This is a genomic window from Pseudomonas sp. GD03944, assembly GCF_029839275.1.
Classification (GTDB): Bacteria; Pseudomonadota; Gammaproteobacteria; order Pseudomonadales; family Pseudomonadaceae; genus Aquipseudomonas.
The window spans coordinates 164966-182102 of sequence record NZ_JAOCAH010000006.1 but is presented as its reverse complement, the minus strand read 5'-3'; the positions used below and the strand labels follow the sequence as shown (position 1 = coordinate 182102).

Sequence of the window (17137 nt, the reverse complement as noted above, 5' to 3'; positions counted from 1 at the left end):
GGGGGCTTTCTTGACACAATTTTCGAGCCCTTGTTATAAAGCGGCTCTTATCGTGTCGGCATGCCACCCAGCACCCGCTTTGCTTACACTAAAAATCAAGAAACAAACTCAACAGAAATAAGGGGACTTAGAGTGAACAAGTCGGAACTGATCGATGCTATCGCTGCATCTGCTGATATCCCGAAAGCTGTTGCTGGCCGCGCGCTGGACGCAGTGATTGAATCTGTCACTGGCGCTCTGAAGGCTGGTGATTCCGTCGTACTGGTTGGTTTTGGTACTTTCGCTGTTAAAGAGCGTGCTGCGCGCACTGGCCGCAACCCGCAAACTGGCAAGCCGATCAGCATCGCGGCTGCCAAGATCCCGGGCTTCAAAGCTGGTAAAGCACTGAAAGACGCCGTCAACTAAGCGTCTTTCGGGCCTTGCCCGTCGGGTCGGCGTCATCGCTGACCTGATCGCGGGGCGGTGGTGCAGTCGGACGTAACGCCGACATGTCACACCGGGATACGAACATTTCAGATCCCGTCCGCACCGCCAGTTACGAGAAGGCGCATCCCCGGATGCGCCTTTCTTCTATCCGGATTTTACCCACACTGCGCGGCTGCGTATTTTGTACAGCCGTTCTGGGGGAAGCATGCTGCAGAACATCAGGGACAATTCACAGGGTTGGATTGCCAAAGTCATCATTGGCCTCATCGTCGTACTCATGGCGCTGACGGGTGTCGATGCCATTTTTACCAGTACGAGCAACAGCCAGAATGCGGCCTCGGTCAATGGTGAAGAGATCACCACGAACGACCTGAGCCAGGCGGTCGAGATGCAACGCCGCCAGCTGATGCAACAGTTGGGCCCGGATTTCGACGCCTCCCTGTTGGATGAAAAACTCCTGCGTGATGCCTCGCTGAGCGGTCTGATCGAACGTGCCCTGCTGCTGCAGAGTGCCCAGGACGCCAAGTTCGCCTTCTCCCAGCCGGCCCTGGATCAAGTGATCCTGCAGACGCCTGAATTCCTCGTCGATGGCCGCTTCAACGCCGACCGTTTCGACCAGGTCATTCGCCAGCTGGGCTACACCCGCCTGCAGTTCCGCCAGATGCTTGAGCAGGAAATGCTGATTGGCCAACTGCGCGCCGGTCTGACTGCCAGCAGCTTCGTGACCGATGCCGAGATCCAGGCCTTTGCCCGTCTCGAGCGCCAGACCCGTGATTTCGCGACCCTGACCATCAAGGCCGATCCGGCCGCGGTGCAGCTGAGCGAAGACGACGTCAAGGCTTACTACGATGCCCAGGCCAGCGATTTCATGAGCCCGGAGCAAGTGGTTCTGGAATACGTCGAGCTCAAGAAAGACGCCCTGTTCAGCCAGGTCGACGTCAACGAAGACGACCTGAAGAACGCCTACGAGAGCGAGGTCGCCAACCTGGGCGATCAGCGTCAGGCCGCGCACATCCTGGTCGAGGTCAACGACTCGGTCAGCGAAGACGAGGCCAAGGCCAAGATCGAAGACGTGCAGAAGCGTCTGCAGGGTGGTGAAGACTTCGCCGCTCTGGCCAAGGAGTTCTCGGATGACCCGGGTTCCGCCTCCGAGGGTGGTGACCTGGGCTATGCCGGCCCGGGTGTGTATGACCCCGCGTTCGAAGATGCCCTGTACGCCCTGGAGCAGGGCCAGGTCTCCGCGCCAGTGCGCAGTGATTTCGGCTGGCACCTGATCAAGCTGCTGGGCGTCCAGTCGGCGGAAATCCCGTCCTTCGACAGCCTGAAAGAGAAGCTGGAGCGTGACCTCAAGGTCAGCAAGGTCGAGCAGCGTTTCGTTGAACTGACCAAGCAGCTCGAAGACGCCGCGTTCGAGTCGTCCGACCTGGCGCAGCCTGCCCAGGAACTGGGGCTCGAGGTCAAGACCACCGAGCCGTTCGGTCGTGAGGGCGGCGAGGGCATTGCCGCCAACCGTCAGGTTCTGACCGCCGCCTACAGTCCTGAAGTGCTGGAAGATGGCAGCAACAGCGGTGCGATCGAACTCGACCCGGAAACTGTCGTGGTGGTGCGTGCCAAGGAGCACAAGAAGCCTGAGCAGCTGACCTTCGAGCAGGTGGCTGACAGCATTCGCCAGCAACTGACCACCGTTCGTGCGAACGAAGCGGCCAAGGCCAAGGGCGAAGAGCTGCTGGCGGCACTGCGCGATGGCCAGACGCCTGCCGATAGCACCGATCAGACCTGGAATGTGGTGGAAGCCGCGACCCGTAGCCAGGATGGCGTTGAGCCGGCCGTGCTGCAGGCGCTGTTCCGCATGGCCAAGCCTGACGGCACGCCGACCTTCTCCGGCGTCAGCCTGAACAACGGTGACTACGTCGCGATCCGCCTGAATGGCGTGAGCGAGCCGGAAGAGGCACTCTCGGACGAGGACAAGGCCATGTACAGCCGCTTCCTCGCCTCGCGCAGCGGCCAGCAGGACTTCGCGGCCTTCCGCAAGCAGCTGCAAGCCAAAGCGGACATCGAACGCTTCTGATCGTCCAGCGTCACGAAAAAGCCCCGTAGCCAACGCTACGGGGCTTTTTTATTGGGGCGGCTGGATGCTTGGATACGGTGCTCTTTGCGCTGTGCGTGGGGTTCTGGAGCCTGGCGTGCCCGTTCTGCAACCCGACCCATGCCGGCAGCCCGTGGCAGGCTCAAAACTGCTGTGGCGTATTGACGACGGAAATAAAAAAGGCCGCTCCGGGAGCGGCCTTTTTCATGGGGCGTGGAATCAGTCTTCCATGGCACCCATGGCGGTGGTGTTGAAGCCGCCGTCGACGTACATGATCTCGCCGCTGACACCCGAGGCCAGGTCAGAGCAGAGGAAGGCGCCGGCGTTGCCGACTTCTTCGATGGTCACGTTACGACGCAGCGGGGTCTGCTTCTCGTTGGCCGCGAGCATCTTGCGGAAGCTCTTGATGCCGGAGGCGGCGAGGGTGCGGATCGGACCGGCGGAAATGGCGTTCACGCGGGTGCCTTCCGGGCCCAGGCTGCCGGCCAGGTAGCGGACGCCGGCTTCCAGGCTGGCCTTGGCCATGCCCATGACGTTGTAGTTGGGCATGGTGCGCTCGGCACCCAGGTAGGAGAGGGTCAGCAGGCTGCCGTTGCGGCCTTTCATCAGTTCGCGGCCACCCTTGGCCAGGGCGACGAAGCTGTAGGCGCTGATGTCGTGGGCGATGCGGAAACCTTCACGGGTGGTGACGTCGGTGAAGTCGCCATCCAGCTGGTCGCCCGGGGCGAAACCGACCGAGTGGACGATGCAGTCCAGGCCGTCCCACTTCTTCGCCAGTTCGGTGAAGACGTTGGCGATTTCTTCATCGTTGGCCACGTCGCACGGGAAGCACAGCTCAGGGCCCGAGCCCCAGCCAGCCGCGAACTCTTCGACGCGGCCCTTGAGCTTTTCGTTCTGATAGGTGAAGGCCAGTTCGGCGCCTTCGCGGTGCATGGCGGCGGCAATGCCGGAGGCAATGGACAGTTTGCTGGCGACGCCAACGATCAGTACGCGCTTACCGCTTAGAAAACCCATGTGTGCTCTTCCTCTTCCTATATCAAGGATGTGTAGCGGTTGTCGGGACCATGAAAGCGGCCTCCAGCAACTGCTGCGTATATACATGCTGCGGTGCGGAGAAAATCGCGTCCGCCGGACCTTGCTCGACCACTCGACCGTGCTTGACCACCATCAACTGGTGGCTGAGCGCCCGAACCACCGCCAGGTCATGGCTGATGAACAGGTACGTCAGGTTGTACTTGGTCTGCAGTGAACGCAGTAACTCCACCACCTGACGCTGAACGGTACGGTCGAGTGCCGAAGTCGGCTCGTCCAACAGTATCAGCGCCGGTTTCAGCACCAATGCACGGGCAATGGCAATCCGCTGCCGTTGCCCGCCAGAAAACTCGTGGGGGTAGCGGTGCCGGGTTTCCGGGTCCAGACCTACCTCCAAAAGCGCGTCGATGACAGCCTGTTCCTGCTCCGCTTCCGTCCCGATCCCGTGGATGCGCAGGCCTTCGCCCACGATCATGCACACGGTCATGCGTGGGCTCAGGCTGCCGAACGGGTCCTGAAACACCACTTGCATCTGCCGGCGCAGCGGTCTGACTTCGCGCTGCGCCAGGCCATCGATTGCCTGACCCTGAAAGCGGATGTCGCCCTGGCTGCCCAGCAGTCGCAGGATCGCCAGCCCGAGGGTGGACTTGCCGGAACCACTTTCACCCACGATGCCCAGGGTCTGGCCCTGGGGCAGGCTGAAATTGATGCCGTCCACCGCTTTCACGTGATCGACGGTGCGCCGCAGCAGCCCTTTCTTGATCGGGAACCACACGCGCAGGTCGTCGACTTCCAGTAGCGGCTGGCCTGCGGGAATGTCCACGGGCTCGCCGCTGGGTTCGGCACCGAGCAGTTCCTGGGTATAGGGATGCTGCGGCGCATGGAACAGTTGTTCACACGACGCTTGTTCGACGATCTTTCCGCGCTGCATGACACATACGCGGTGCGCAATTCGTCGAACCAGGTTGAGATCGTGGCTGATCAGCAGCAGCGACATGCCCAGGCGGGCCTGCAAATCCTTGAGCAATTCGAGGATTTTCAGCTGCACGGTGACGTCCAGAGCGGTGGTCGGCTCGTCGGCGATCAGCAGTTCCGGCTCGTTGGCCAGGGCCATGGCGATCATCACGCGCTGGCGTTGCCCGCCGGACAGCTCATGGGGGTAGGCCTTGAGGCGCTTGTGCGGCTCGGGGATGCCGACCAGCTCCAGCAGCTCCAGGGTGCGCGCCGTGGCCGCTTTGCCGCGCAGGCCCTTGTGCAGGGCGAGCACTTCGTTGATCTGCTTCTCGATGCAGTGCAGCGGGTTCAGCGAGGTCATGGGCTCCTGGAAGACCATGGCGATGCGGTTGCCGCGGATGCCGCGCAGGCGTTTTTCGCCGAGCTTCAGCAGGTCTTCGCCGGCGTACTCGATGGTGCCGCTCGGGTGCTGGGCCAGGGGGTAGGGCAGCAGGCGCAGGATCGAGTGGGCGGTCACCGACTTGCCGGAGCCGCTTTCGCCGACCAGCGCCAGGGTCTCGCCGCGCTTGATATCGAAGCAGACCTGTTCGACCACGCACTGGCGGTGCTCGCCGGTGACGAACTCGACGGCCAGGTTGCGGACTTCGATGAGGTTGTTGGCGTCGTTCATGTCATTTCCTCGGGTCGAAGGCATCGCGTGCGGCTTCGCCGATGAACACCAGCAGGCTCAGCATGATCGCCAGCACCAGGAAGGCGCTGATGCCCAGCCAGGGGGCCTGCAGGTTGGCCTTGCCCTGGGCCACCAGCTCGCCCAGGGACGGGGCGCCGGGCGGCAGGCCGAAGCCGAGGAAGTCCAAGGCGGTGAGGGTGCCGATGGCGCCAGTGAGGATGAAGGGCATGAAGGTCATGGTCGAGACCATGGCGTTGGGCAGGATGTGGCGGAACATGATCGCGCCGTTCTGCATGCCCAGGGCCCGGGCCGCGCGCACGTATTCCAGGTTGCGCCCGCGCAGGAACTCCGCGCGCACCACGTCGACCAGGCTCATCCAGGAGAACAGCAGCATGATCCCCAGTAGCCACCAGAAATTGGGCTGCACGAAGCTGGCGAGGATGATCAGCAGGTAGAGCACCGGCAGGCCGGACCAGACCTCCAGGAAGCGCTGCCCGATCAGATCGACCCAGCCGCCGTAGAAGCCTTGCAGGGCGCCGGCGACCACACCGATGACCGAGCTGAGCAGGGTCAGGGTCAGGGCGAACAGCACCGAGATGCGGAAGCCGTAGATCACCCGTGCCAGCACGTCACGGCCCTGGTCGTCAGTGCCCAGCCAGTTCACCGAGGAGGGCGGTGCCGGAGCCGGGACCTGCAGGTCGTAGTTGATGCTCGAGTAGCTGAAGGGGATCGGCGGCCAGAGCATCCAGCCGTCCTTTTCCTTGATCAGCTCCTGGATGTACGGGCTCTTGTAGTTGGCCTGCAGCGGGAATTCGCCGCCGAAGGTGGTTTCCGGGTAGCGCTTGACCACCGGGAAGTACCACTCGCCGTCGTAGCGCACTGCCAGCGGCTTGTCGTTGGCGATCAGCTCGGCGCCCAGGGTCAGGACGAAGAGCGCCAGGAAGATCCACAGCGACCACCAGCCGCGCTTGTGCGCCTTGAACCGTTCGAAACGCCGTCTGTTGAGCGGAGAGAGCGCCATATCAACCCTCCCGACTTTCGAAGTCGATCCGCGGATCGACCAGGGTGTAGGTGATGTCACCGATCAATTTCACGACCAGTCCCAATAAGGTGAAGATGAACAGCGTGCCGAAGACCACCGGGTAGTCGCGGTTGATCGCTGCTTCGAAGCTCATCAGGCCCAGGCCGTCGAGGGAGAAGATCACCTCGATCAGCAGCGAGCCGGTAAAGAAGATGCCGATGAAGGCTGCCGGGAAGCCGGCGATGATCAGCAGCATGGCATTGCGGAACACGTGGCCGTAGAGCACGCGGTTGTTGCTCAGGCCCTTGGCGCGGGCGGTGGTCACGTACTGTTTGTTGATCTCGTCGAGGAAGCTGTTCTTGGTCAGCAGCGTCAGGGTCGCAAAGTTGCCGATGACCAGCGCGGTGACGGGCAGCGCCAGGTGCCAGAAGTAATCGAGCAGCTTGCCGGCGAAGCTCAGTTCGTCGAAGTTGTTGGACGTCAGCCCGCGCAGGGGGAACCAGTCGAAGTAGCTGCCGCCGGCGAACAGCACGATCAGCAGGATGGCGAACAGGAACGCCGGGATCGCGTAGCCGATGATGATCGCCGAACTGGTCCAGACGTCGAACGCGCTGCCGTGCCGGGTGGCCTTGGCGATCCCCAGCGGGATCGACACCAGGTACATGATCAGCGTGCTCCATAAACCGAGCGAGATCGACACCGGCATCTTCTCGATGATCAGGTCGATCACCGCGGCGTCACGGAAGAAACTTTGGCCGAAATCCAGCTGGGCGTAGTTCTTCAGCATGATCCAGAAGCGTTCGGGGGCCGACTTGTCGAAGCCGTACATGCGCTCGATCTCTGCGATCAGTTCCGGGTCGAGGCCCTGGGCGCCCCGGTAGTTGGAACCGGCCACCGCCACCTCGGCACCGCCGCCGGCGATCCGGCTGGTGGCGCCGTCGAAGCCCTCCAGCTTGGCGATCATCTGCTCGACCGGGCCGCCCGGGGCGGCCTGGATGATGATGAAGTTGATCAGCAGGATGCCGAACAGCGTGGGGATGATCAGTAAGAGGCGACGAATGATATACGCCAGCATCTTAGTGCTCCGTGCTCGCCGGTTCGGCGTCGACAGGTGGTTGTGGCGCCTCCACGTTCGGCCGCACCCACCAGGTGTTCAGGCCGATGTCGTAGTGGGGCGTGACCTTGGGGTGCTCGAAGCGGTTCCAGTAGGCCACGCGCCAGGTCTTGATGTGCCAGTTGGGGATCACGTAGTTGCCCCACAGCAGCACCCGGTCCAGGGCGCGGGTATGGGCGACCAGGCTTTCCCGGGAGTCGGCGTTGATCAGGTCTTCGACCAGTTGGTCGATGGCCGGGTCCTTGAGGCCGATGTAATTGCGGCTGCCCGGGTTGTCGGCGCTGCTGGAGTGCCAGTATTCGCGCTGTTCGTTGCCCGGCGAGTTGGACTGGCCGAAGCCGCCGACGATCAGGTCGAAATCCCGCGAGCGCAGGCGGTTGATGTACTGCGACACGTCGACCCGGCGGATCACCAGCTCCATGCCCAGGTCGGCCAGGTTGCGCTTGAACGGCAGCAGGATGCGTTCGAATTCGGTCTGGGCCAGGAGGAACTCGATGATGACCGGCTTGCCACTGGCGTCGAGCATCTGGTCGCCTTCGATGCGCCAGCCGGCTTCCTGCAGCAACTGGTAGGCCCGGCGCTGCTGTTCACGAATGATGCCGCTGCCGTCGGAGACCGGGACCCGGTACTCGTCGGTGAAGACCTGCGGAGGAATCTTGTCGCGCAGCGGTTCGAGGATCTTCAGCTCGGCCTCGTTCGGCAGGCCCCGGGAGGCCAGTTCGGAGTTGTCGAAGTAGCTGCGGGTGCGGGTGTAGGCGCCGTTGAACAGCTGCCGGTTGGCCCACTCGAAGTCGAACAGCAGGCCCAGGGCCTCGCGTACCCGGCGGTCCTGGAAGATCGGTTTGCGCACGTTGAAGATGAAGCCCTGCATCCCGGTCGGGTTGCGGTTCTGGATTTCTTCCTTGATCAACTGGCCGTTGGCCACGGCGCTGGTGTTGTAGGCGGTGGCCCAGTTCTTCGCGCTGATCTCCAGCCAGTAGTCGAACTGGCCAGCCTTGAGGGCTTCAAGGGCCACGGTGTTGTCGCGGTAGTAATCCACCTGCATGACGTCGAAGTTGTAGAAGCCGCGGTTGACCGGCAGGTCCTTGCCCCACCAGTCCTTGACCCGCTCGTAGCGAATCGTGCGCCCGGCCTTCACGTCGGCGATCCGGTAGGGGCCGCTGCCCAGCGGGGCTTCCAGGTTGCCCTTGGCGAAGTCGCGCTCGGCCCACCAGTGCTTGGGTAGGACCGGCAGCTGGCCGAGAATCAGCGGCAGCTCGCGGTTGCCTGGGTGCTTGAAGACGAAGCGCACCTTGAGCGGGCCTTCGACTTCCACCGTGTCCACGTCGGCGTAGTAGCCACGGAACATCGGGGCGCCCTTGGTGATCAGGGTCTCGAAGGTGAACTTGACGTCTTCGGCGGTGACCGGCTGGCCGTCATGGAAGCGCGCTTCGGGGCGCAGGTAAAAGCGCACCCAGGCGTTGTCCGGGGCTTTTTCGATCTTTTCCGCGAGCAGCCCGTACTCGGTGAAGGGTTCATCCAGGCTGTGGCGGGTCAGGGTGTCATAGATCAGGCCGATGTCATCGGCCGCGACCCCTTTGCTGATGAAGGGGTTGAGGCTGTCGAAACCGCCGGAACCGGCCTGGCGGAAGGTGCCGCCTTTGGGCGCGTCCGGGTTCACGTAATCGAAGTGCTGGTAGTTGGCCGGGTACTTCGGCGCTTCGTCGTACAGGGTCACGGCGTGCTTGGGCGCCGCCTGGCCGAGGCCGGCGAGGCCGAGCAGCAGGATGCCGCTGCCATGGACGAGCAGGGTGCGCAGGGGGTGCGTCATCGGGGGTTCTCCGTAGGTTTCAGCCACCAGGTGCGCAGGCCCAGGGTGTAGGGCGGGGTGGTGACGAAGGCAAACCGGTTACGGTAGGCCAGGCGGTGATAGTCGATGTACCAGTTGGGAATCGTGTAGTGCTGCCACAGCAGGACGCGGTCCAGGGCGCGGGTGGCCGCCACCTGTTCGTCACGGGTCTGGGCCGAGAGCAGTTTTTCCAGCAGGGCGTCGACCACCGGGTGGTTGACCCCGGCGTAGTTCTTGCCGCCCTTGATCACCGACTGGGTCGAATGGAAGTACAACGATTGCTCCAGGCCGGGGCTGAGGGTCTGGGGCAAGGTCAGCAGCACCATGTCGAAGTCGAACTGGTCCAGGCGCTGCTTGTATTGCGCCCGGTCGACCGTGCGCAGGCGGGCGTGGATGCCGATACTGGCGAGGTTTTCGGTAAAGGGTTGAAGAATGCGCTCAAGGTTCGGATTGACCAGCAGGATTTCGAAACGCAGCGGCTCGCCGTCGCTGTTCTGCAGACGCTGGCCGGAGGGTTTCCAGCCTGCTTCGGCCAATAGACCGAGTGCCTTGCGCAAGGTTTCCCGCGGGATGCCCCGGCCGTCGGTCTTCGGCACGGCGAAGGCTTCGGTGAACAGGCGTGCCGGCAGTTGCTTGCGGTACGGCGAGAGCAGCAGCCACTCGGCGCCCTCGGGTTTGCCGGTGGCGGAGAACTCGCTGTTGGGGTAGTAGCTGCTGGCGCGGCGGTAGGAGTCGTTGAACAGGGTGCGGTTGGTCCACTCGAAATCGAACATCAGCCCCAGTGCTTCGCGGACCTTGCGCTCGGCGAAGATCGCACGGCGGCTGTTCATGAACAGCGCCTGGGTCTGGGTCGGAATCTGGTGGGGGATTTCCGCCCGGATCACCTCGCCGCGGGTCACGGCGGGAAAACGGTAGCCGTTGGCCCAGTTCTTCGCCTGCTGCTCGATATAGAAGTCGAATTCACCGGCCTTGAACGCTTCGAAGGCCACGTGGCTGTCGCGGTAGAACTCCACCTCGACGCGGTCGAAGTTGTACTTGCCGCGGTTGACCGGCAGGTCCTTGCCCCACCAGTCCTTGACCCGTTCGAAGGTCAGGCTGCGGCCCGGGCTGACCCGGGCGATACGGTAGGGACCGCTGCCCAGGGGCGGTTCGAAGGTGGTGGCCTTGAAATCGCGGTCCTTCCAGTAGTGCTGGGGCAGGACCGGCAGTTCACCCAGGCGCAGGATCAGCAGCGGGTTGCCGGCGCGCTTGAAGACGAAGCGGATGCGGTGACGGTTGAGGATGTCGACGCGCTTCACTTCCTGCAGGTTGGTGCGGTACTGCGGATGGCCTTCCTTCAGCAGGAGACGGTAGGAAAAGGCCACGTCGAAGGCGGTGATCGGCTTGCCGTCGTGAAAACGTGCTTCAGGTCGCAGGTTGAACACCACCCAGCTGCGGTCTTCGCTGTATTCCACGGACTTGGCAATCAGGCCGTAGCTGGAGGCGGGCTCGTCGCCGGACGGGTCATAGGCGCCGGTGCCCACCATCAGCGGCTCGTTGAGCTCGGTGACGCCGTATTGCAGGAAGTTGGCGGTGGCGATCGGGCTGGTGCCCTTGAAGGTGTACGGATTCAGGGTGTCGAACGTACCGGCAGCCATCATCCGCAGGGTGCCGGCCTTGGGGGCTTCGGGGTTTACCCAGTCGAAATGCGTGAAGCTCGCCGGGTACTTGAGCGCGCCGAATTGAGCGTAACCGTGACTCTCATGGACGGCCGCCGATACGGGAAAGCCAAGTGCCAGGCTGAGCAACAGCGAGAGGAGGGGACGTATCAAGTGAAATATCCGATCCGTGGCGGCTTTAGGGCTTCTTGGGCCGTACAGTAACAGCTTGTATCCGCTGGAAAAAGGCCATCCCCGCAGGCAAGTTGTGGCAGGATTTTGACTACACTTGAATGAATTGTGACGAGGCCACGATCTTGGGTATACGCAGTCAGGGTGTGCAGTCATGGATCGATCGCTTCAATCAGGCCGAACTGCCAGCACTGGCGGCCGTGGTGCAGGATCTGCACCGCCTGGCACAGCAGGAAAAATCATCGGTCCAGCAACTGGCCGATGTGCTGTTGCGTGACGCCTCGCTGACCTCCAAGGTCCTGCGTGTCGGCAACAGTGTCTATTACAACCCCTCCCAGGAATCGATCCGTACCATCTCCCGGGCCATCGTGCTGATCGGCTTCGACACGGTGCGCTCGATCAGCATGTCGGTCAGCCTGATCGACGGCCTGCTGACCAAGGCGCCCCGCGAGCAGCTGCTGGCGTTGCTCGCACGTTCGTTCCACGCCGCGGTGCAGGCGCGCAATATCGCCGGCTACGTCTTGCCGCGGCAGGAAGAGGAGGTGTTCATCGCGGCGCTGCTGTTCCACCTCGGTGAGCTGGCCTTCTGGGGTTGCGGTGGCGAGCAGGCCGACGAGCTGGCCGTTGCCCTCGACCGTCCGGGTGTGGACGCCGACGAGGCCGTGCGCACCATCCTGGGGACCAGCTTCCGGCAACTGACGCTGGGCCTGGTGAAAAGCTGGAACATCGGCGAAACGGCAGCCCTGGTGCACGCCGGCGGCGGTTCACGCGACCCGGCGGTAATGGCGGTCAGCCTGGGCGCGCGGATCAGCGAGGCCGCCCTGGCCGGCTGGGATGCCCCGGAAATGGAAGCGCTGGTCGCCCAGCTCGCCGGCGTCATCGGCATCACCCCGGCGGAGGCCATGCAGCAGGTGCTGGCCAGCGCCGACGAGGCGGTGCAGGTGGCGGCGAGCTTTGGTGCCAGCCAGTTGTGCCGGCTGATTCCCTCCACCGATCCCGAGCAGATCTTCCTGTTGCAGGAGCAACGCCGCGCGCGCCTGCTGCAGCCGGACCTGCTGGTGATGCAGCAGGCCCTGCAGGACCTGGGGCTGATGGTCTCGTCGCGGGCCAACCCGGGGATGATCCTCGACACCCTGCTCAAGGGCTTGCACCAAGGCGCCGGGCTGGAGCGGGTCATGCTCATGGTGCTGGCTGACGAACAGAGCTGTTTTCGCGTCAAGCGCGTGCTGGGCGAAGGCACCGAAGGCTGGCTCACCGACTTCGTGCTGCCGGCCGAGCAGCGCGAGCAGCCGCATATCTTCAGCTACGTGCTGCGCAACAAGGAAGCGCTGTGGATGGGCGTACCGGCCAGCTACAACCTGGCGGAGCTGGTGACCCAGCCGATTCGCCAGCGCCTGGGGGCGGGGATGTTCTTCGTGTCACCGCTGCTGGCGGGCACGCGGGAAATCGGCGTGCTCTACGCCGACAGCTGGGTGTCCGGGCGGGCCCTGAGTCACGAGCAGTTCGTGGCGTTCCAGCGCTTCACCCAGTTGGGCAGCCGCTGCCTGGAGGCATTGAGCAAGCGCGCCTGATCAGGGCAGGCGCAGGGTGAGGGTCTGGCCGGGCTTGAGGGCGCTGCCGGTACGCGGGTTCCAGCTCTTGAGGTGCTTCATCTGCACCTTGAAACGCTTGGCGATCAGGTACAGCGAGTCGCCCTGGCGCACCTTGTAGTAGGTGATACCGCCACGGGCGCTGCCGTGGTTGTCGTTGGCAGCGACCGCATCCTGCAGGATCAGGGTCTGGCCCACGCGCAGGTTGTTGCCCTTGAGCTTGTTCCAGCGCTGCACGTCGTTGACCGACACCTGGTGCGCCTTGGCGATCTGCCACAGGTTGTCACCGTTCTTGACCGTGTAGCTGCGCGAGCTGGCCTTGCTGCTGGCGACATCCTCGTACAGCGGGGCCGGGCTGCCTGCCGGACTGCCCGGTTCGGCCGGAATGCTCAGGACCTGGCCGATGCGCAGGTTGTTACTGGGCAGCTTGTTGATGTCCTTGATGGTGTTGACCGTCAGCCGGTAGCGGTTGGCGATGCTGTGCAGGCTGTCGCCCGAGCGCACGGTGTATTGCTGCCAGTCCACGGCTTCCTGGGGTGTCATCAGGGCCAGGTTGGCAGTCAGCAGTTCGACGTTCTCGGTAGGAATCAGCAACTGCTGTGGGCCGTCCAGGGTGACGCGCTTCTTGAAGGCGGGGTTGAGCTGGTACAGCTCGTCCTCGTCCAGCTCGGCCATGGCGGCCACGCGGGACAGGTCCATGTGCTGCTTGAGCTCGACCGCCTCGAAATAGGGTTCGTTGGCGATCGGTGCGAGGTTTGCGCCGTAGGCCTGTGGGGTCATGACCACCTGAGACAGGGCCAGCAGCTTGGGCACGTAGTTCCGGGTTTCGGTGGGCAGCGGCAGGTTCCAGTAGTCGGTGGGCAGGCCGAGTTTCTGGTTGCGCTCGATGGCGCGGCTGACGCGTCCTTCGCCGGCGTTGTACGCCGCCAGGGCCAGCAGCCAGTCGCCGTTGAACATCTCGTGCAGGCGCGACAGGTAGTTCATCGCCGCATTGGTCGAGGCCATCACGTCGCGGCGACCGTCGTACCACGAGGTCTGGCGCAAATTGAAATGGCGGCCGGTGGACGGGATGAACTGCCACAGGCCCACGGCGTCGGCGTGGGAGTAGGCGAAGGGATTGTAGGAGCTCTCGATCATCGGCAGCAGTGCCAGCTCCATCGGCATGTTGCGCTCTTCGAGGCGCTCGACGATGTAGTGGATGTAGGGGCTGCTGCGCTCGCCGGCTTTCTCGACGAAGGAGGGGTTGCTGACGAACCACAGGCGCTGCTGTTCGATGCGCGGGTTGATGCCGATCTCATCCTGCAGCTGGTAGCCGGCTCGCACCCGCTCCCAGATATCGGTCGGGGCTTCGGGCTTGAGGGTGTCAGTGAGCCACTGCGGCTCCTGTTCCAGGCCGACCGCACGGTCGGTATCCCGCGCGCTGTCGCGAGGGGCGTTGTTGCCCATGCTCTGGCAACCTGCCAGCACGACGCCGCACACCACCACCAGCGCTTTTGCGCCGAGTGCCAATGCCTTTAAATTCAAGGTCTTGCGTGGGGATGAAGGCATTGGTCGTGGGGGGTTCCCTGGGTCGAAAGTCGGGCGATTCTAGAAATCGAACCAGGGGTGGTCAAGTTTTAACCAGGTTTTTGCGCAGTCGTCGACCTTTTAGAACTGGTCTTTCCAGCTGCGCAAGGCGGCGAAAACCTCACTGGGCGTGCGGTTTCGCTTGCCGTCGCGTTCGTCGATTTTTTCTTTAATAGATGTTTCGGTCACCCGCAGGAACGGGTTGGTGGCGAACTCCAGTTCCAGCGTGGAGGGCAGGCTGATGCGCCCGGCTTCCCGCCAGGCCATGACCTCGTCGAAACGCTGGGCGATCTGCCGGTTCTCCGGCTCCACCGCCCGGGCGAAACGCAGGTTGCTCAGGGTGTATTCGTGGGTGCAGTACACCTGGGTCTGTGCGGGCAGGGCGGCCAGGCGGCTCAACGAGTCGTGCATCTGCGCCGGCGTGCCTTCGAACAGCCGGCCGCAGCCGGCGGCGAACAGGGTGTCGCCGCAGAACAGCCAGTGCTGCTCGGCCTGGTGGTAGGCAATGTGGCCCAGGGTGTGGCCGGGCACGCTGAAAATGGCGAAAGGCAGGCCGAGTACCTCGACCTGCTGGCCCTGTTCCAGCGCAACGTCACGCCCGGGAATGGTTTCCTGGGCCGGGCCGTAGACCCGGGCGCCGGTCTGCTGCTTGAGGGCCTCGACGCCGCCGACGTGATCGAAGTGATGGTGGGTGATCAGGATGTCGCTCAGCACCCACTCGGGATGGGCGGCCAGCCAGGCCTGTACCGGTGCCGCATCGCCCGGATCGACGACCGCGCAGCGCCGCTGTTCGAGGTCCTGCAACAGCCATATATAGTTGTCGTTGAAGGCGGGAAGGGCGTCGATCTTTATCATGGGACGGGTCGCTAAGCTGAGCACAAAGGTGCATCTTAGGCGTCATTGCTATCGACGGCTACGTAGGTATTCCCATGTCTGACCATCCATTCGCCCAGGCCGATGCCGATTGGCTGCAGCTGATCGGGGATGCGCGTACCTGGTTCGGCGGGCCCCAGGGGCAGCAGTTGCTCCAGGCCGAGCAGCCCTTGCTGGAGGAGGAGCTGGCGCGGTTCTTCGGCGGCTACCTGGTGCACTACGGTCCGTCCGCCGAGGCACCGCCCAATGCCGTGCAGATCCAGCGCAGCGTCCGCCTCGGAGCGCCGTTCAAGGGGGTGGAAATCGTCTGCGAGGAGCAGGCCTGGCCGCTGACCGAGTTCGCCGCCGACGTGGTGCTGCTGCAACATGGCCTGGATTTCAGCCTGTCGCCCCATGGACTGCTGCGCGAGGCGGCGCGCAGCGTGCGCCCGGGCGGCCACTTGCTGATCGTCGGCATCAACCCGCTCAGCACCTGGGGCGTGCGTCGGCTGTTCGCCCGTGACAGCATGCGCCACGCGCGCTGCATTGCCCCGACCCGGGTCAGCGACTGGTTGCACCTGCTGGGGTTTGCGCTGGAGAAACGCCGCTTCGGGTGCTATCGTCCGCCGCTTTCTTCGGCGACCTGGCAGGCGCGTCTGGCGCCGCTGGAGCGTTGGGGCGGTTCCTGCCAGTCACCGGGTGGCGGTTTTTACGTGCTGGTGGCGCGCAAGCTGGTGGTGGGGCTGCGGCCGTTGCGCAAGCCCCGACGCGAGCCCATGGGCAAGCTGGTGCCGATGCCGGTGGCCAAGGTCAGCCGCCGCGATGCCAAGGACCCCGATGCCTGCCGATAGCACTATTTACTGAGAGATAAGCGCTGCATGACCGATCAAGTCGAGATCTACACCGATGGCGCCTGCAAGGGCAATCCGGGCGTTGGAGGCTGGGGCGCGTTGCTGGTGTTCAAGGGCGTGGAAAAGGAGTTGTGGGGCGGCGAGGCCGAAACCACCAACAACCGCATGGAACTGATGGCGGCCATTCGTGGCCTGGCCGAGCTCAAGCGGTCCTGCGACGTGCGCCTGGTGACCGACTCCCAGTACGTCATGCAGGGCATCCAGGACTGGATGCCGAACTGGAAGAAGCGCGGCTGGAAGACGGCCGCCAAGCAGCCGGTGAAGAATGCCGATCTGTGGCAGCAACTGGATGAACAAGTGAACAGGCACACCGTGACCTGGCAGTGGGTGCGTGGCCATACCGGCCATGCGGGCAACGAGCGTGCCGACCAGCTGGCCAACCGCGGGGTGGATGAAGTGAGGGCGTTGAAGCATGCGTAGTGTCGTACTGGATACGGAAACCACCGGTATGCCGGTCACCGATGGCCACCGGGTCATCGAGATCGGCTGTGTCGAGCTGATCGGGCGGCGCCTGACCGGGCGGCATTTCCACGTCTACCTGCAGCCCGATCGCGAGATCGATGAAGGCGCCATCGCGGTCCACGGCATCACCAACGAGGACCTCAAGGACAAGCCGCGCTTCAAGGACGTTGCCGATGAATTCTACGAATTCATCAAGGATGCCCAGCTGATCATCCACAACGCCGCGTTCGACGTGGGCTTCCTCAACAATGAATTCGCCCTGATCAAGCAGCAGGATCGGGCCGACATCAGCGAATACTGCACCGTACTCGACACCCTGGCCTTCGCCCGTGAGCGTCACCCGGGGCAGCGCAACAGCCTCGATGCGCTGTGCAAACGCTACGACGTCGACAACTCCGGCCGCGAACTGCACGGCGCCTTGCTCGACGCCGAGATCCTGGCCGACGTCTACCTGGCGATGACCGGTGGCCAGACCAACCTGTCCCTGGCCGGCGACGGCTCCGAGGGCGACGGCTCGGGTCGCCAGCAGGCCACGCCCATTCGCCGCCTGGCGGCGGATCGTCCGCGCACCCGGGTCATCCCGGCCACCGCCGAGGACCTGGCGGCCCATGCGGCGCGCCTGGCGATCATCGAAAAGGCCTCCGGTGCACCGGCGCTGTGGGTGCAGCTGGAGCAGGCCAAGGCCGAAGCTTGACGGTTTGCCGAGTTATCGCTGCGCGACCTTTTCGTACAGCGTGAAGCAACAGGGGTTCCGCCCATCCGGGCGAGCCTCTACCCTGAGGCGATAGGCAGGTCGG

General features: G+C 63.8%; 14 protein-coding genes. 6 read left to right on the top strand and 8 right to left on the bottom strand.

Translation table 11 applies throughout. The features are described 5' to 3' along the window. The first annotated feature begins 132 nt into the window (after window positions 1-132). On the top strand, window positions 133-405 hold the full coding sequence (hupB, locus tag N5C28_RS11975) for a nucleoid-associated protein HU-beta (protein ID WP_003239952.1): 273 nt from the start codon (window positions 133-135) through the stop codon (window positions 403-405). Window positions 406-631: 226 nt separating this feature from the next. After that, window positions 632-2494 (top strand): SurA N-terminal domain-containing protein, encoded by a 1863-nt coding sequence (locus N5C28_RS11970; protein ID WP_279822534.1) that lies wholly within the window; start codon window positions 632-634, stop codon window positions 2492-2494. A 237-nt stretch (window positions 2495-2731) separates the two neighbouring features. Here N5C28_RS11970 and fabI read toward each other — a convergent pair whose 3' ends face one another. Genes fabI through N5C28_RS11940 form a run of 6 tightly spaced genes read right to left on the bottom strand, consistent with a single transcriptional unit; the run spans window position 2732 to window position 10939 of the window. After that, window positions 2732-3526, bottom strand: coding sequence for an enoyl-ACP reductase FabI (fabI, locus tag N5C28_RS11965; protein ID WP_279822533.1), 795 nt, complete (start codon window positions 3524-3526; stop codon window positions 2732-2734). A gap of 22 nt (window positions 3527-3548) precedes the next feature. After that, window positions 3549-5168 (bottom strand): ABC transporter ATP-binding protein, encoded by a 1620-nt coding sequence (locus N5C28_RS11960; protein WP_279822532.1) that lies wholly within the window; start codon window positions 5166-5168, stop codon window positions 3549-3551. A 1-nt stretch (window position 5169) separates the two neighbouring features. After that, window positions 5170-6189 carry an ABC transporter permease gene (locus tag N5C28_RS11955; protein ID WP_279822531.1) on the bottom strand — a complete coding sequence of 340 codons (1020 nt, stop codon included), beginning with the start codon at window positions 6187-6189 and terminating at the stop codon, window positions 5170-5172. 1 nt (window position 6190) lies between these two features. Next, window positions 6191-7264 carry a microcin C ABC transporter permease YejB gene (locus N5C28_RS11950; RefSeq protein ID WP_279822530.1) on the bottom strand — a complete coding sequence of 358 codons (1074 nt, stop codon included), beginning with the start codon at window positions 7262-7264 and terminating at the stop codon, window positions 6191-6193. Window position 7265: 1 nt separating this feature from the next. Beyond that, a complete protein-coding gene (locus tag N5C28_RS11945) occupies window positions 7266-9113 on the bottom strand; it encodes an extracellular solute-binding protein (protein ID WP_279822529.1) in 1848 nt (615 codons plus the stop codon). After that, window positions 9110-10939, bottom strand: a complete 1830-nt coding sequence (locus tag N5C28_RS11940; RefSeq protein WP_279822658.1) for an extracellular solute-binding protein — start codon at window positions 10937-10939, stop codon at window positions 9110-9112. Before N5C28_RS11940 ends, N5C28_RS11945 begins: the two co-directional genes overlap by 4 nt. A gap of 146 nt (window positions 10940-11085) precedes the next feature. Here N5C28_RS11940 and N5C28_RS11935 point away from each other — a divergent pair, with 146 nt between their 5' ends. Beyond that, window positions 11086-12531 carry an HDOD domain-containing protein gene (locus tag N5C28_RS11935; protein WP_279822528.1) on the top strand — a complete coding sequence of 482 codons (1446 nt, stop codon included), beginning with the start codon at window positions 11086-11088 and terminating at the stop codon, window positions 12529-12531. Here N5C28_RS11935 and N5C28_RS11930 read toward each other — a convergent pair whose 3' ends face one another. Both N5C28_RS11930 and gloB read right to left on the bottom strand, forming a co-directional pair. Continuing rightward, window positions 12532-14097 carry a LysM peptidoglycan-binding domain-containing protein gene (locus N5C28_RS11930; protein ID WP_279822526.1) on the bottom strand — a complete coding sequence of 522 codons (1566 nt, stop codon included), beginning with the start codon at window positions 14095-14097 and terminating at the stop codon, window positions 12532-12534. 99 nt (window positions 14098-14196) lie between these two features. Further along, on the bottom strand, window positions 14197-14970 hold the full coding sequence (gene gloB / locus N5C28_RS11925; protein WP_279822524.1) for a hydroxyacylglutathione hydrolase: 774 nt from the start codon (window positions 14968-14970) through the stop codon (window positions 14197-14199). A 74-nt stretch (window positions 14971-15044) separates the two neighbouring features. On the opposite strand from gloB, the gene N5C28_RS11920 reads away from it, so the two are divergent. The 3 genes from N5C28_RS11920 to dnaQ are packed head-to-tail and all read left to right on the top strand — an operon-like array spanning window position 15045 to window position 17034. Next, on the top strand, window positions 15045-15818 hold the full coding sequence (locus N5C28_RS11920; RefSeq protein WP_279822523.1) for a methyltransferase domain-containing protein: 774 nt from the start codon (window positions 15045-15047) through the stop codon (window positions 15816-15818). A gap of 27 nt (window positions 15819-15845) precedes the next feature. After that, window positions 15846-16298 carry a ribonuclease HI gene (gene rnhA / locus N5C28_RS11915; RefSeq protein ID WP_279822522.1) on the top strand — a complete coding sequence of 151 codons (453 nt, stop codon included), beginning with the start codon at window positions 15846-15848 and terminating at the stop codon, window positions 16296-16298. Then, window positions 16291-17034, top strand: coding sequence for a DNA polymerase III subunit epsilon (dnaQ, locus tag N5C28_RS11910; protein ID WP_279822521.1), 744 nt, complete (start codon window positions 16291-16293; stop codon window positions 17032-17034). The genes rnhA and dnaQ overlap by 8 nt, the downstream gene beginning before the upstream one ends. Window positions 17035-17137: the final 103 nt, after the last annotated feature.

Bases quoted from the DNA above. Each gene is read 5' to 3' on its own strand.
- N5C28_RS11930 (WP_279822526.1), bottom strand. From the start codon at position 14,097: ATGCCTTCATCCCCACGCAAGACCTTGAATTTAAAGGCATTGGCACTC.
- N5C28_RS11920 (WP_279822523.1), top strand. From the start codon at position 15,045: ATGTCTGACCATCCATTCGCCCAGGCCGATGCCGATTGGCTGCAGCTG.
- N5C28_RS11955 (WP_279822531.1), bottom strand. From the start codon at position 6,189: ATGGCGCTCTCTCCGCTCAACAGACGGCGTTTCGAACGGTTCAAGGCG.
- dnaQ (WP_279822521.1), top strand. From the start codon at position 16,291: ATGCGTAGTGTCGTACTGGATACGGAAACCACCGGTATGCCGGTCACC.
- N5C28_RS11945 (WP_279822529.1), bottom strand. From the start codon at position 9,113: ATGACGCACCCCCTGCGCACCCTGCTCGTCCATGGCAGCGGCATCCTG.
- fabI (WP_279822533.1), bottom strand. From the start codon at position 3,526: ATGGGTTTTCTAAGCGGTAAGCGCGTACTGATCGTTGGCGTCGCCAGC.
- rnhA (WP_279822522.1), top strand. From the start codon at position 15,846: ATGACCGATCAAGTCGAGATCTACACCGATGGCGCCTGCAAGGGCAAT.
- gloB (WP_279822524.1), bottom strand. From the start codon at position 14,970: ATGATAAAGATCGACGCCCTTCCCGCCTTCAACGACAACTATATATGG.
- N5C28_RS11960 (WP_279822532.1), bottom strand. From the start codon at position 5,168: ATGAACGACGCCAACAACCTCATCGAAGTCCGCAACCTGGCCGTCGAG.
- N5C28_RS11950 (WP_279822530.1), bottom strand. From the start codon at position 7,264: ATGCTGGCGTATATCATTCGTCGCCTCTTACTGATCATCCCCACGCTG.
- N5C28_RS11970 (WP_279822534.1), top strand. From the start codon at position 632: ATGCTGCAGAACATCAGGGACAATTCACAGGGTTGGATTGCCAAAGTC.